Below are 13753 nucleotides of genomic sequence, written 5' to 3'. Positions count from 1 at the left end.
CGGCGATCGCCTCGTCCGCCTGCTCGACGGTGAGCCGGCTGGCGCGGGCCACCTGGTCCGGGTGCGCGGCCATGGCGCCCTCGGGGTCGGCGAGGTGCCCGACGACGTGGTCGAAGCCGATGCGTGCGATCCGTGTGGCGACCTGCTGCTCGAGCCCCTCGGGCGCGATGAGGACGATGCGGTCGGTGGGGGCGAAGACCATGCCGACCGTCTCGGCCATCCGGCCGTCGGCGGGCACGTTGATGGCGCCCGCGAGGTGGCCGGCGGCGAACTCCTGGGGGTCGCGGGCGTCGTGGATCCGGGCGCCGAGGGCGACCTCGTGCTCGAACTCCTCCCAGCTCAGCGCGGGCACCGTCGTGTCGAGCTCGCGCAGCTGGCGGTCCTGGCGGTTGAGGGTGGCGTCGTAGACGAAGTAGCCGGGCGCGCTCGGCTGCCCCTCGGTGACGACCGCGAGGAAGGCGTCGACGTCCATCGGACGGCAGGCGTAGTTGCTGCGGCGCTGCTCACCGATCGTGCTCTGGCGCTCGGTCGAGAGGTTCTTGCCGCAGGCCGAGCCGGCGCCGTGGGCGGGGAAGACCCGGACGGCGTCCGGCAGCCCCATGAGCTTGCGCTGGACCGAGTCGTGGAGCATCCGGCCGAGCTCCTCGGCGGTGTGCCCGATCGACGCGAGCAGGTCGGGGCGACCGACGTCACCGATGAAGAGGGCGTCGCCGGTGAGCACGCCGTGGGCGACCTCGTCGGTGCCGTGCTCGAAGACGAGGACGCTGATCGACTCGGGCGTGTGGCCCGGGGTGGCCATGATCTCGAGGGTGACGCCGTCCGGGCCACCGAGCGGGATCCGCTCACCGTCGTGGAGCGCGCGGATCTCGAACTCCGCCGTCGCCGCGTCGCCGTAGCCGATCCAGGCGCCGGTGGCCTTGGCCAGCTCGAGGTGACCGGAGAGGAAGTCGGCGTGGAAGTGGGTGTTGATGACGCCGACGATGGTCAGCCCGAGCTCGCGGGCGTCGGCGAGGTACTCCTCGACGTCGCGGCGCGGGTCGACGATGACGGCCTTTCGGGAGTCCTCGTCGGCGACGAGATAGGAAGCCTGGGACAGGCAGTCGAGGTAGTACTGGGTGAAGATCATCGGGTCGTCTCCTCCGGGGTCGCGGTTCCTTTGGATACCCTAGGGGGTATATTGGTCATGAGCAACCGAGCCTCTCCAAGGAGTATTCCGAGCATGTCCGCGTTCGTGCACCGCCGTCGCCGTTCCGTCCTCGCGCTGACCGCCGGTGCCGGCCTGGCCGCCGTCCTCGGCCTCGCCGGGTGCAGTGGCTCGACCGACGAGACCCTCGACGCCAAGGCCTTCGCCACCGCCGTCGCCTCGCCCGGGGTCACCGTCGTCGACGTGCGAACCCCCGAGGAGTTCGCCGCGGGCCACCTGCGCGGTGCCGTCAACATCGACGTCAACGGGCCCGACTTCAAGGCCGCCGTCGGCGAGCTGTCCAAGGACGGCGAGTATGCCCTCTACTGCCGCAGCGGCAACCGCTCGGCCACCGCGCTGGCCACGATGAAGGATCTCGGCTTCACCCACGCCTACCACCTCGGCGGCGGCATCGGCGCCTGGACCGCAGCCGGCGGCGAGGTCGTCACCGACTGACGGGCGCGGCACACGGCCCACCACGCCCGCTCGGCGCGGTGGGGGAAGCGCTCGGCGCGAGGTGGCCCCAGCCGGGCACGCCCGGCCCCGGCCGCTGGTAGGCATGGACCATGGCCCTCGACGTCGAGTTGGCAGAGATCCGCGACTTCCTCGCCCGGCACGCACCCTTCGACACCCTCCCGCCCGACGTGCTCGCCGAGCTGCCACGGCGCATGACCGTCGAGTACTACCGCCGCGGGCGCACGATCATCACGCGGAGCAAGGACAACCACAGCCTCTTCGTGCTGCGCTCAGGGGCGGTGGACATCCACGACGACCAGGGCACGCTCGTCGACCGGGGCGAGGCCGGCGACGTCTTCGGCTCGATCACCCTCGTCCTGGGCAACCCCTCGACCTTTGACGTGACGGCGATCGAGGACTGCCTCGTCTATGTCCTCCCCGAGGCGGAGTTCCGCGCCCTCACCGCGGCGCATCCCGACGTGGCGCACTTCTTCGACGAGCAGCGGGCCCACCGCATGCGCGGTGCCGTCGCCAAGCTGCAGGACTCGGGCTCGACCTCCGCGATGCTCAAGACCGGCGTGCGCGACCTCATCAAGCGGGCGCCGATCACGACGACCCAGGACGCGAGCATCGCCCAGGCCGCGCGCACGATGAAGGAGCACGGCGCCTCCTCCCTGCTCGTCATGGACGGTGAGCAGCTGGCCGGCATCGTCACCGACCGCGACCTGCGCAACCGGGTGCTCGCCGTCGGCGTCTCCCCGGAGCGACCGGTGCGCGAGGTCATGACCGCCGGACCCGTCGTGGGCGACGCCGACGCCCTCGCCTTCGAGGTCCTCCTCGAGATGGTGGGTCGCAACATCCACCACCTGCCGATCCTCGAGCACGACCTGCCGATCGGCGTCGTGACGACCACCGACCTCATGCGGATGGTCCAGGCCAGCCCGGTCTACGTCGTCGGCGACATCCAGAAGCAGTCCGACGTCGAGGGCGTCGCCACCGTGAGTGCCCGCCTGCCCGCCGTCGTCGAGGCCCTCGTCGGGCAGGACGCCAGCGCCGACGACATCGGCCGGGTCGTCACCGCGATCGGTGACGCGGTCGAGCGGCGACTCATCACGCTCGCCGAGGCCGAGCTGGGCGGGCCGCCGGTGCCCTACACCTGGGTGGCCCTGGGCTCCCGGGCGCGCCTCGAGCAGGCTCTCGCCGCGGACCAGGACAACGCGATCATCATCAGCGACGAGGCGACCGACGCCGACCTCGCCTGGTTCGAGGAGCTCGCGCGGCGGGTGAGTGCCGGGCTCGTCGAGTGCGGCTATCCGACCTGCCCCGGGGACGTCATGGCGACCAACCCGCGCTGGCGGCTGCGCCTGCAGGACTGGCGGCAGGAGTTCGCGACCTGGCTCACCCAGCCCGTGCCCGACGCGATCCTCCAGGCGAGCATCTTCTTCGACATGCGACCGGTGCATGGGGACTCCGGGCTCTTCCCCGAGTTGCACCACGGCATCCTGGCCCGGGCCCCCCAGTCGCGCCTGTTCCTCGCACACCTGGCCAAGGCCGCCACCCTCAACGAACCTCCCCTGGGCTTCTTCCGCGGCTTCGTGCTGGCCAAGGAGGGTGACCATGCGGCCACCCTCGACATCAAGCGTGGCGGCATCGGTGCGGTCGTCGAGTTGGCGCGGGTCCACGCGCTCGCGCTGGGGTCGCCGGCGGTCCACACCGCCACCCGGATCCAGGCCGCCATCGCCGGCGGGATCATGAGCGAGGAGAAGGGGGCCGACCTCACCGACGCCCTCGAGTTCATCTCCTACGTCCGGCTGCGGCACCAGGCGGCCCAGGTGAGGGAGGGGCGCCCGGTCGACAACCACGTCAACCCCGACCAGCTCAGTTCCTTCGACAAGCGCCACTTGCGTGAGGCCTTCGCCATCGTTCGCTCGGCGCAGTCGGCCATGGCCTCGCGCTACCCGACGACCTTCATGTGAGGCCGATCTGATGGCGTGGTTCCGTCGCACCCCCGAGCAGGCCCGCCAGCGGGCGGCTCAGGTATGCCGTGAGGGCCCGCTCGCGGCGTACCTCTCGGTGCCGTTTGCCGACCCGGCAACCGACGTGGACGACCTCGAACTGCTCGCCCTGGACGTCGAGACGACCGGGCTGCAGCCGGGCAGGGACCACGTCGTCGCGGTGGGCTTCGTGCCCGTCGTGCGTGGTCGGATCGAACTTGCCGGGGCCCGCTCGATCCTCGTCGCGGCACCCGTCGACGTGGGGCAAAGCGCGACCGTGCATCGGCTGACCGATGACGTGGTGGCCGGTGGGGTGCCGCTGGCGGAAGCGCTTGCCGAGGTGCTGGCGGCACTGCGCGGGCGGGTGTTGCTCGCGCACTTCGCCCGGATCGAGGTGGGCTTCATCGAGCGTGCCTGCGCGCAGTTGTGGGGTGCGCCCTTCCCGGCGCAGGTGGTCGACACCCTGGACCTGCAGCGCCGACTGACGGCGGGCGCCTTCGGCCAGGAGCCGGCGCCGGGGTCACTGCGGCTGTGGACCGCGCGCGAGCGCTATCGGCTGCCGATCTATCGGGCGCACGAGCCGCTGATCGACGCATTGTCGTGTGCTGAGCTCTGTCTGGCCCAGGTCGCCGAAATGCGGGGCGAGGGGGACCTGACCCTCAAGCAGGTGCTGGCCTGAACCGCAACGTCCGGCACGCGGCCGCTATATCAACCACGTTGCCGGACGCAAGAGAGCGGTGGCCCTCAGAACATGCGGTAGGGGCCGGCCTGCGCCATGATCTGCAGTTCGTTGGTCTCGCGCTCGAAGTCGCGGTCCTGGACTCGCGTCCACGAGCGGCCGATGTGGCGGGCGGTGCGGAGCCGGTCGGCAAGTTGCTGGGCGGCTTCGATCTGGAAGATGCGGTGCGTCGTCATGTCTCAATTGTGAGACCTTCAACTATTTAGGACAAGGCGACAATACTTCATGGTAATAAAGCAACGCTTATGTGTTGGGTAGGCTCGAACCATGCTCGATCCACATCGCCTCGGGGTCTTCCAGTCCGTCATGGTCACCGGCTCCGTCCAGGAGGCCGCCGACAACCTGAGGATGACGCCCTCGGCTGTCAGTCAGCACATCGCCGCGCTGCAGCGACAGACCGGACTCGACCTCTTCGACCGGGTGGGCCGAGGCATCGTGCCGACGGCTGCGGCCGAGGCACTCATCGCTCAGGCCGAGACGGTGCTGCAACAGTGGCATCGACTCGATGACTATGTCGCGGACCTGCGCGACGGTCGCACCGGCCGGCTGGTGCTGGGCTACTTCCCGTCGGCTGGCTCGACGCTGCTGCCGAGCATCGTGCGCCAGATCACGGCCGAGTTCCCTGACCTCGTCGTCGAACTCGTCCTCACCGAGGTGGGCGCTCGCTCGACGATCCCGGACATCGATGTCGCGATGGACCACACCGAGAACACACGGCGTCCCGGGTATCGCAAGGTGCCGCTGACCGAGGACCCCTACATTCTCGCCGTCCACCACGAGCACCCGTTGGCACGTCGACGCGCGGTGACCCTCACCGACCTCAAGGGTGAGGGTTGGGTGAGCAACGACAGTTTCGCGAATCCCGGCCACCGGATCGTGCTCGCGGCGTGCGCGGCCAAGGGATTCACCCCGCGTTTCACCGTCCAGGCGCAGGACCACCACAGCGCCCTCGGGTTCGTCGCGGCCGGTGTCGGGATCACCGTGCTTCCACGACTCGCGGCGCGCATCATCCCGGACGGAGTGGTCCGCGTGCGGATCACCGACCCCCCGGTGCGCCAACTCGTGGCGATGGTCCGGGAGGGCGGTGTCCGCAACGCGGTCGCCGATCGAGTCCTCGACCTGCTCGTCCGGCTCAGCCGGCACCCATCACGCCGGCAACGGGTCCAGCCGTCGTGACTGTGCGTCGTTCATGGCACTGAGCGAGGTGCCCTCGACGTCGAGGTCGGGCGTGAGCCGGTCCAACCAGCCCGGCATGTACCAGGCGCGCTCGCCGAGGAGGTGCATCACGGCCGGGGTGAGCGTCATCCGCACGAGCACCGCGTCGGTGAGGACGCCGACGGCCAACCCGAAGCCCATCGGCCTGATCATCGTCAGATGGGAGAAGACGAAGCCTCCGAAGACCGCGAACATGATCACCGCAGCCGCCGTGACGACCTTGGCGCCGTGGGTGAAGCCGCTGCGCACCGCCGTCCGGGCGTCCTCGCCGTGGCTCCACGCCTCGCGCATCCCGCTGACGAGGAACATCTGATAGTCCATCGCCAGGCCGAAGAGGACACCGATGAGCATGATGGGCATGAAGGACAGGATCGGTCCGGGGTCGTGGACCCCGAAGATCGAGCCCAGCCAGCCCCACTGGTAGACCATGACGGTCGCGCCGAAGGCAGTGGCGACCGAGAGCAGGAAGCCAGCGGTGGCCACGAGCGGCACGACGACCGACCGGAAGACGGCCGTGAGGATGAGCAGGGAGAGACCGACGACGACCAGCAGGTAGGTCGGCAGGGCAGCGGCCAGCCGCTCGGAGATCTCGATGTTGGCAACCGTCTGGCCGGTGAGCCCGATCGTCGTCCCCGTGCTGACCCCGATGGACGACGCACCGTCGAGCAGCGCGTGGACCGTGGTCACGGTCTGAGCTTCCGCCGGACCGGTCGATGGCACGACCTGGAAGGCGAGAGTGCGGTGGTCCGCACTCGTGCCGAAGGGCACGACGTGCTCGACCCCGTCGACCGCGGCCAGTGAGGTCGCCAGGTGCGCCTGCGTGGCGCTCACCTGCTCCTGCGTCGGCGTGCCGGGCAGGTCGGCCACCACGATGACCGGGCCGTTCATGCCGGGCCCGAAGGCCTGCGCGGTCGCGGCATACGCCCGGTAGGCCGTCGAGTCGGCCGGCTCGTTGCCTCCGCCGGGGAGTCCGAGACGGAGGTCGAGCGCCGGGAAGGCGATGATGCCGACGAGGGCGACCACACCGAGGACGGTCAGCCAGGGTCGGCGGGTGATGAGCCGGACATACCAACCGCCGTGCTCCTCCTCGTGCTGGTCCTCGGTGACGACGCGGGTCGAGACCTCGCCCGGGGTGGTGAATCCGGCCGCTCGCCATCCACGACGCGAGACGACCCGCGTGCCCATGATGCGAAGGAGGGCGGGGGAAAAGGTGACCGCCACGAGCACCGCCACGGCGACGGTCCCGGCGGCGACCAGACCCATCTGGGCCAGGAGCGGGATGCCGGAGAGGACCAGGGCGACGAGGGCGATGACGACGGTGGTCCCCGCGAAGAGCACCGCACTGCCCGAGGTGCCGACCGCGCGGGCGATCGACTCCTTGAGGTCCATGCCCTGCAGCAGTTGGCTGCGGTGGCGGTTGACGATGAAGAGGGCGTAGTCGATGCCGACGGCCAGGCCGAGCATGAGGGCCAAGGCCGGGGTCATCGAGTTCATCTCGTAGAAGGCGGTGAGCGCCATGGCCGCGGCCAGGCCGACCCCGACGCCGATCATGGCGACCGCGAGCGGGAGGCCGGCGGCGATCAGGGTGCCGAGCATGGCCACGAGCACGATGCCGGCCAGGACGAGACCGACGATCTCACCGACACCGACGAGGCTGTTGTCCTGGGTGATCTCCACGCTGTAGTCGATGTCCATACCGGAGGCCGCCAAGGTGTTCCCGATCTCCTGCACCCGCTCGCGCACCGCTGGATCCACCGAGTTGGTGTTGCGGTCGAACTGGATCTGGACAATGGCCGTGCTGCCGTCGGACGAGACCGTGCGCAGGCCGTTGATGGCTGCAACCGTGTCCTCGCCCTGCTGGTAGGCGGTCCGCCCCTGGAGGTACTGGTCGTAACCGGCCTGCCACTGGGCCTCGCCGGCGGCGAGTTGCTCCTGGCCGGTGGCGAGTTGCTGCTCGAGGGAGGGGATGCCGGGGTCGGCCGGGTCCTTCGCCCTGCTGTAGGCGAGGAGTCCCTGGCCTTGGAGCAACTGGAACTTGGCCGTGTCGAGCTCAGTGCGGCCGGCGGTCAACTGCGCGTCGGCCGAGTCGAGCTGGGTTGCCGCGTCGGCCAGTTTGGACTTGTTGGCGTCGAGTTGTGCCTGTGCCGCAAAGGGATCCACGACTCGGTTGACCTGGTCGAGGTCGGTCCACTCATTGAAGGTCTGGGTCAGGGCGGCCTTCTGGGTGTCGGTGAAGGCTCCGTCGCGCGAGTGCACGACGACCGTGCCGAAGCCGCCGGCGACCTCGGGAATCTGGGTGGCTGCGTGGTCGAGCACATTCTGGAAGGTGCTGCCGGGGATGGTCACCTCGGGTGTCGGGGGGGTTCCGAAGGTCGCGGCGCCGCCACCGAGGGCGGCGAGCACGATCAGCCAGGCAGCGATGACGGTCTTGACGTGGTCGGCGCACCAGCGGCCGACGCGGTAGAGCAGGGAAGCCATGGTGGAGCGGTCCTTCTGGGGTCAGCGGGTGGGGAGGGCAGCGGTGTCGAAACCGGTGCGGAGCAGGCACAGGGAACGGGTCAGCATGTCGGGGTATGCCGCGAGCACGGCCGGCTCGGTCGACCCACCGTGGCGCTCGCTCCAGATCCGGAGCGTGGCCTCGGCGGTGGCGACAACCGAGGCGGCGAGTGTCGCGGCATACACCTCGTCGACGTCCGGGCCGAGACGGTCCATGAGCCACCCAGTGAGCCATTCGACGAAGGCGTCGATGTGATCGTGGGCCAAGTGGCGGGCCACCGGTGAGTTCTCCTTGGTCGCGGCGAGGAGTGCGAGGCGCTCGATGACCGGGGAACCGGCCTCCCCGGCGAGGAGTGCCTCCATGGTGTCCCAGAGGCATTCGTCGGCAGGGCGCCGGCTCAGGGTCTCGGTCAGTTCGGCGAGCAGCAACTCGACCGAGTGGGCACAGGCTGCGTCGATCGAGGGGAAGTAGTTGAAGAAGGTCCGCCGGGAGACGCCGGCCATCGTCGCAACGGCTTCGGCGGTTAGGTGGTCGGGTCCCTGAGTGCGGACGATCTCGTAGGTGGCTTCGGCGAGGCGGGCTCGCGTTGCGTCCTTCTTGGCCTCACGGAGACTGAGGTGCATGAAGTGCACAGTAGTGCACATTTGCACGGATGTGCAAATGATGACTGTGCACTCAGACCCACATAATCATGAGTTATGCAAATAAGGAACTTCGCATGCTGGGGTTATGGACAAGGCGGGCGGCCGGCTGGCACTCTTGATCGGCATGGAGCCAGAGCACCCTCTCGTCGCGCACATCCGTGAGTCCGTCATCGGCGAGGACCATGTCATGGCCACCCCCTATGGACCCCGTCGGGTGACCTATGCGGATTACACCGCGAGCGGGCGGGCCCTGGGGTTCGTCGAGGACTTCATTCGCGACCGGGTGCTGCCGAGCTATGCGAACACGCACACCGAGTCCAGCGGCACCGGCCTGCAGACGACCCGGCTGCGCGAGGACGCCCGCGAGATCATCCGGCAGGCGGTCCACGGCGACGACGACTCGGTCGTCATCTTCGCCGGGTCGGGGTGCACCGGGGCCATCGCGAAACTCATCGGGGTCATGGGCCTGCGCATCCCCTCCGGACTCGAGGACCAGTGGCACCTGACCGGCGCCATTACGCCGGACCAGCGCCCGGTGGTCTTCATCGGCCCCTACGAGCACCACAGCAACGAGGTCTCCTGGCGGGAGACGATCGCCGACGTCGTGACGATCCGCGAGGACGTCGACGGTGGTGTCTGTCTGGAGGATCTCGAGGCCAAGCTCCTCGCGCACGCCGACCGGCCGCTGAAGATCGGGTCCTTCAGTGCCGCGTCCAATGTCACCGGCATCGTCTCCGACACCTATGGCATCGCCTCCCTCCTGCACCGTCACGGTGCGCTCTCCTTCTGGGACTTCGCGGCCGCGGGACCCTACGTCGAGATCGAGATGACGGCGCCCGTGGGAGGTGACCCCGCGGCATACAAGGATGCGATCTTCCTCTCTCCGCACAAGTTCATCGGCGGGCCGTCGACGCCCGGCGTCCTGGTCGCCCGACGTGAACTCTTCACCAACCGGGTGCCCGACGTGCCCGGAGGTGGCACGGTCGCCTATGTCAACCCGGACGAGCACGTCTTCCTCGCCGACCCGGCCCATCGGGAGGAGGGCGGCACGCCGGCGATCATCGAGTCGATCCGTGCCGGCCTGGTCTTCCAGCTCAAGGAAACCGTGGGGACAGAGGTGATTCGCGAGCTCGAGGAGCGCTTCCTGCGGCGGGCGGTCGACGCCTGGCGCGGCGAGCCCGGCATCGAGATTCTCGGCAACCTCGAGCGTGAGCGTCTGTCGATCGTGTCCTTCGTCGTCAAGGGGCACGACTCGCCCTATCTGCACCACAACTACGTCGTCGCGCTCCTCAACGACCTCTTCGGGATCCAGAGCCGGGGCGGGTGCTCGTGTGCCGGCCCCTATGGTCACCGGCTGCTCGGCATCGACGTCGAGCGCTCCCACGAGTTCGAGCGGGAGATCACCGGTGGCTGCGAGGGGATCAAGCCGGGCTGGGTCCGGGTGAACTTCAACTACTTCCTCTCCGACACGGTGGCTGACTACGTCATCGAGGCTGTGCGGATGGTCGCTCGTGACGGTTGGCGCCTGCTCGGCGACTACCTCTTCGACCCGATGACCGGCCGCTGGCGGCACCGCGAGGGGGTCGTCGAGCCGCCGATTCGCTTGCGCGACATCAGGTATGCCGCGGACGGCCACCTCACGATCCCTGCCGAGGCGCTGACCGGTGGGGAGGAGCTGCTCGCCCAGCACCTGGTCGATGCGCGGGCGATCCTGGCGGCGGCTGTTCCTCCGGGCGAGCTGGTCGGTGGTCGCGAGGGACTGACCGAGGACTTCGAGCACCTGCGGTGGTTCGACCTCCCAGCCACAGCCCTCGCTGCGTCCGGCACTGTGGTTGCTTGAGGGTCCACGTGCCGGACGCAACGCGGAGGAACGAGTTCGGCCAGCCGGTCGGCGATCCGGTACCCGGCTGGTCGGGCGCGGCCCACCCGCCGGGCCAGGTCCTCAAGGGGCGACGGGTGACCCTGCGCCCGCTCGAGGTGGGTGACGCGCCCGGCCTGCACGCGGCATACGAGGGACAGGCGGATGCCGACTGGACCTACCTGCCCGTCGAGCGGCCGCGCACCCTGCGGGAGGTGCGTGACCTGGTCGAGGAGCGAATGTCCTCGGCTGCGGTGACCCATGCGGTGCTCCGCGAAGGGATCGCCTGCGGGGTCGCCTCGCTGATGAGGATCGACCAGGGCAATGGCGTGATCGAGATCGGATGGGTGGCCTTCGGGACGCCACTCCAGCGGACGGTGTCGTCGACCGAGGCGCAGCGCCTGCTCATGGGGCACGTTTTCGATGACCTGGGGTATCGCCGTCTCGAGTGGAAGTGCGACGCGCTCAACGCACCGTCGATGCGGGCGGCCGAACGACTCGGCTACACCTTTGAGGGGACCTTCCGGCAGGCCATCGTCACCAAGGGCCGCAACAGGGACACAGCTTGGTGGTCGATCACCGACGCCGAGTGGCCGGCGGTCCGTGAGCGCCTCGACGCGTGGCTGGACCCCTCGAACTTCGACGACTCGGGGCAGCAGCGGGCGAACCTCAGTCCCTGAGGGCAGGATGCGTGTCGTTGTCGCAACTGGTGGCGACAACGACACGCATGTCACGCGGCCCCAGGGCCCGGACCAATTGACTCCCGAACTCGTCGGGGCGAAGGCGCAGGCCCAGCACGGGGATGCGCAGGACGCGGTCGTTCGACAGCGTCACCTCGTTCTGCCGGAGGGCATCGTCGATGGGTGCGAGTCCCTTCGTGTGCTGAACGCCGTCAACCTCCACGACGAGCGGGTGGTCCTTCCACCTGGCGTCGAGATAGATGCGGCCGTTGGGCAGCGTGCGGACGACCTGCCGTTCGGGGGCTGCGACGCCAATGCGCCGACAGAGCGCGCCCACGTCGAGCTCGCCGAGGGAGTGGGCACCGTCGCATACGTCGAGAACGATGTGGTCGAGCGTCGTCCGGCGCGGGCGCTCCACAGCCTTGGCTGCACGAGTCTGCCACTGCTCGAGCAAGCGTGCCGGCGTGGTCAGCCGTTGCTGGATGACCAGGCACAGGATGAGCGCCGCCTCTCGGTCGCTGCGGGACCATCCGCAGGCGTGGATGGCAGCCACCTCCGGGCGGACACGCGGGACTCCCGCGCTGAGCGCCGGAGGCATCGCCGAGCGCAGGTGCAGTCGGGTGCCGTTGACGTGGCGACGACGGTTGTTCCGCGGCAACGACACGTCGATCTGAGCCGGAAAGAAGCCGGTCAGGCCGTGGGCGACGAGCGCTGCTGCTCCGTCCAGGACGGCGCCACCGCCGGACTCCCAGACTGCCGTCCACCATGGGGCACGTGGGCCGAGGGCAACACCCAGATGAATCGTGTGGCGTCCGCGGAGTGCCCAGCGGCCCGCTCGCACCTCACTGCGCACGTCGGCATGGGAGACACCGAGCGCGTTCAGTTGGCGGCGATGCGCCAACCCGTCCTGAGTCTCGGCGAGTCCGGCGACACGTCGCTGGCGCTCTTCGCGCGTCAACCGTCGGGGAGTGGCCATGGAGGAACCATCGAGTGAGTTGCTCTGCCCTGCCACTGTTCGGTTTCCACCTGTGGACAATGTTTCGCGGCTCAGCAGCCTGTGGATCGTTGGTGCGTGCCGTTGTCGCAACCAATCGCGACATCGGCACGCAACCGGTCAACGGAGCCGTCGCACCTCGGTGACGGCGTCGACGTTCAGCGGCCCGTAGAGGTGGGGGAACTGCTCCCCGGTCACGGGGTTGCCGACCTCGCGCACCAGCGGGGAGGTAAGCAGCGCCGGGTCGATGGTGAGCAGCATCAGCCCGCCCTCGTATGCCGCGTAGAAGCGTTCCAGCGTGGCCTCCCACTGGTGCGCCTCGCTGGCGTGGATGAACCCCTCCTCCTCGAGGGTCCGGTCCAGGGTCGACCAGCGATACTCGCCCGCAGCCAACGCCGCCCGCCATTTGTCGGCCTCGGCGATGTGGAAGATTTTCTCGCTCAACGGTTTCAGCCTCTCGGGCTCGGTTCGGACTCGATGCGGTAGCGCTGGGAGGCGACGTGCGCGGCATACGAGGCCTCGGCGACCCCCCGGTCGGCGATGACGGCCGCGAGGAAGTGCCCGGACTCCTTGACGGTGCGCTCCTGGGTCGCGTGGTCGAGGCGGACGATGCCGAAGCGCGGGACCTCGCCCTCGGCCCACTCCCAGTTGTCGACGAAGCACCAGTGGTAGTAGCGCTCGATCGGCAGGCCGGAGCCGGCGATGGCGCGCAGGTGGTCGTAGAGGTAGCGCGAGCGGAATGAATCGCTGTTGTCGGCGGTGCCGTTCTCGGTGATCCAGATCGGTCCGGGGTAGCGGTCGTGCAGCCAACGGGCGACGTCGACCAGGCCCTGCGGGTGGACCTCCCAGCCGAGGTCGTTGACGGGCGAGTTCGGGAAGGTCCCGTCATCGAGGCCCGAGACCGCGGTGCGGGAGTGGTAGTTGATGCCGAGCCAGTCGTCGTGCCGGCCGGGGAGTGCCGCCCAGTTGGTGGCCCGCCGGCCGCCCTTGATCTGCGTGGCACAGGTGGCCACACCGATGCGCAGCTCGGCGATGGAGAACGCGTGCCCGCCCGGGCCCTCCGAGTCCGTCATGGCACCAGCGTGCCGCAGGCTCCGGCACCCTGTGGAAAGCGGTCCCGGACTGTCCCCGACCGGGGTTAGGTTTGTCCGATGGGGATCGACGTGGCGAGTGCGAACTGGCTCGCCGGCTTCACCCCTGACATCGGTCGCGAGACCCTCGGCGACGCGGCCTGGGAGCGCGGCTTTGCGTATGCCGCGGCCGGCAACGTCCTGTCGATCACCTCGGCCGACCGGGGCCGGATGCTGCTCGCCGAGGTCACCGGTTCCAGGGACTGGCCCTACCAGACGCTCGTCACGGCGACGGCGGGCGCCGCTGCCGAGGGCCTGCGCGGCCTGCTGGACCGCGGGCAGCACCCCTGGACCTCGCGCTGCTCGTGCCCGGTGCGCTCGGAGTGCAAGCACGTCGCCGCCGTGCTGGCCGCCGCGGTCGCC

At 69.5% G+C, this 13753-nt stretch carries 14 protein-coding genes; 7 read left to right on the top strand and 7 right to left on the bottom strand.

From position 1 onward, the window contains the following. A partial coding sequence (locus tag BN10_RS11405; RefSeq protein ID WP_084311042.1) for an MBL fold metallo-hydrolase occupies positions 1–1126 on the bottom strand: 1126 nt, incomplete at its 3' end. Between the two features lie 93 nt (positions 1127–1219). On the opposite strand from BN10_RS11405, the gene BN10_RS11400 reads away from it, so the two are divergent. From BN10_RS11400 to BN10_RS11390, 3 genes are all read left to right on the top strand, one after another. Continuing rightward, positions 1220–1639 (top strand): rhodanese-like domain-containing protein, encoded by a 420-nt coding sequence (locus tag BN10_RS11400; RefSeq protein ID WP_040751576.1) that lies wholly within the window; start codon positions 1220–1222, stop codon positions 1637–1639. A 110-nt stretch (positions 1640–1749) separates the two neighbouring features. Next, positions 1750–3615 (top strand): DUF294 nucleotidyltransferase-like domain-containing protein, encoded by a 1866-nt coding sequence (locus BN10_RS11395; RefSeq protein ID WP_010851401.1) that lies wholly within the window; start codon positions 1750–1752, stop codon positions 3613–3615. A gap of 10 nt (positions 3616–3625) precedes the next feature. After that, a complete protein-coding gene (locus tag BN10_RS11390) occupies positions 3626–4312 on the top strand; it encodes an exonuclease domain-containing protein (RefSeq protein WP_010851400.1) in 687 nt (228 codons plus the stop codon). Between the two features lie 65 nt (positions 4313–4377). Here BN10_RS11390 and BN10_RS16935 read toward each other — a convergent pair whose 3' ends face one another. Then, positions 4378–4548 (bottom strand): hypothetical protein, encoded by a 171-nt coding sequence (locus tag BN10_RS16935; RefSeq protein ID WP_010851399.1) that lies wholly within the window; start codon positions 4546–4548, stop codon positions 4378–4380. Between the two features lie 91 nt (positions 4549–4639). Between BN10_RS16935 and BN10_RS11385 the strand changes: the two genes are divergently transcribed. Further along, positions 4640–5548, top strand: a complete 909-nt coding sequence (locus BN10_RS11385) for a LysR family transcriptional regulator (protein ID WP_010851398.1) — start codon at positions 4640–4642, stop codon at positions 5546–5548. On the opposite strand, the gene BN10_RS11380 is transcribed toward BN10_RS11385, so the two are convergent. Together BN10_RS11380 and BN10_RS11375 are read right to left on the bottom strand one after the other, a co-directional pair. Further along, entirely contained in the window at positions 5519–8065 is a 2547-nt protein-coding gene (locus BN10_RS11380; protein ID WP_010851397.1) for an MMPL family transporter, read from the bottom strand. The two genes, BN10_RS11385 and BN10_RS11380, sit on opposite strands and share 30 nt — an antisense overlap. 21 nt (positions 8066–8086) lie before the next feature. Next, positions 8087–8707 (bottom strand): TetR/AcrR family transcriptional regulator, encoded by a 621-nt coding sequence (locus BN10_RS11375; protein ID WP_010851396.1) that lies wholly within the window; start codon positions 8705–8707, stop codon positions 8087–8089. Between the two features lie 106 nt (positions 8708–8813). On the opposite strand from BN10_RS11375, the gene BN10_RS11370 reads away from it, so the two are divergent. After that, positions 8814–10568, top strand: a complete 1755-nt coding sequence (locus BN10_RS11370; RefSeq protein WP_010851395.1) for an aminotransferase class V-fold PLP-dependent enzyme — start codon at positions 8814–8816, stop codon at positions 10566–10568. Positions 10569–10684: 116 nt separating this feature from the next. Continuing rightward, positions 10685–11266 carry a GNAT family N-acetyltransferase gene (locus tag BN10_RS11365; RefSeq protein ID WP_233354309.1) on the top strand — a complete coding sequence of 194 codons (582 nt, stop codon included), beginning with the start codon at positions 10685–10687 and terminating at the stop codon, positions 11264–11266. Here the strand turns inward: BN10_RS11365 and BN10_RS11360 are convergent. The 3 genes from BN10_RS11360 to BN10_RS11350 all read right to left on the bottom strand — a co-directional run bounded on the left by BN10_RS11360 (position 11256) and on the right by BN10_RS11350 (position 13333). Further along, positions 11256–12242, bottom strand: a complete 987-nt coding sequence (locus tag BN10_RS11360; RefSeq protein WP_010851393.1) for a hypothetical protein — start codon at positions 12240–12242, stop codon at positions 11256–11258. The genes BN10_RS11365 and BN10_RS11360 overlap by 11 nt on opposite strands. 138 nt (positions 12243–12380) lie before the next feature. Further along, the gene (locus BN10_RS11355) at positions 12381–12704 is read right to left on the bottom strand and encodes a DUF952 domain-containing protein (protein WP_010851392.1); all 324 of its coding nucleotides are present in this window, start codon (positions 12702–12704) and stop codon (positions 12381–12383) included. 5 nt (positions 12705–12709) lie between these two features. Next, positions 12710–13333, bottom strand: a complete 624-nt coding sequence (locus BN10_RS11350) for a family 1 glycosylhydrolase (RefSeq protein WP_010851391.1) — start codon at positions 13331–13333, stop codon at positions 12710–12712. A 78-nt stretch (positions 13334–13411) separates the two neighbouring features. On the opposite strand from BN10_RS11350, the gene BN10_RS17410 reads away from it, so the two are divergent. Next, the coding region (locus BN10_RS17410) for an SWIM zinc finger family protein (protein ID WP_040751560.1) at positions 13412–13753 on the top strand (342 nt) is incomplete at its 3' end.

This window comes from Phycicoccus elongatus Lp2 (assembly GCF_000367525.1).
GTDB classification, from domain to species: Bacteria; Actinomycetota; Actinomycetes; order Actinomycetales; family Dermatophilaceae; genus Phycicoccus_A; species Phycicoccus_A elongatus.
Note: the sequence above shows the minus strand (reverse complement) of the source record. Positions and strands in the feature narration are given on the sequence as shown.

Excerpts from the sequence above, each read along its gene's own strand:
- BN10_RS11400 (WP_040751576.1), top strand. The coding sequence starts at position 1,220 with ATGTCCGCGTTCGTGCACCGCCGTCGCCGTTCCGTCCTCGCGCTGACC.
- BN10_RS11395 (WP_010851401.1), top strand. The coding sequence starts at position 1,750 with ATGGCCCTCGACGTCGAGTTGGCAGAGATCCGCGACTTCCTCGCCCGG.
- BN10_RS11390 (WP_010851400.1), top strand. The coding sequence starts at position 3,626 with ATGGCGTGGTTCCGTCGCACCCCCGAGCAGGCCCGCCAGCGGGCGGCT.
- BN10_RS16935 (WP_010851399.1), bottom strand. The coding sequence starts at position 4,548 with ATGACGACGCACCGCATCTTCCAGATCGAAGCCGCCCAGCAACTTGCC.
- BN10_RS11385 (WP_010851398.1), top strand. The coding sequence starts at position 4,640 with ATGCTCGATCCACATCGCCTCGGGGTCTTCCAGTCCGTCATGGTCACC.
- BN10_RS11380 (WP_010851397.1), bottom strand. The coding sequence starts at position 8,065 with ATGGCTTCCCTGCTCTACCGCGTCGGCCGCTGGTGCGCCGACCACGTC.
- BN10_RS11375 (WP_010851396.1), bottom strand. The coding sequence starts at position 8,707 with ATGCACCTCAGTCTCCGTGAGGCCAAGAAGGACGCAACGCGAGCCCGC.
- BN10_RS11370 (WP_010851395.1), top strand. The coding sequence starts at position 8,814 with ATGGACAAGGCGGGCGGCCGGCTGGCACTCTTGATCGGCATGGAGCCA.
- BN10_RS11360 (WP_010851393.1), bottom strand. The coding sequence starts at position 12,242 with ATGGCCACTCCCCGACGGTTGACGCGCGAAGAGCGCCAGCGACGTGTC.
- BN10_RS11350 (WP_010851391.1), bottom strand. The coding sequence starts at position 13,333 with ATGACGGACTCGGAGGGCCCGGGCGGGCACGCGTTCTCCATCGCCGAG.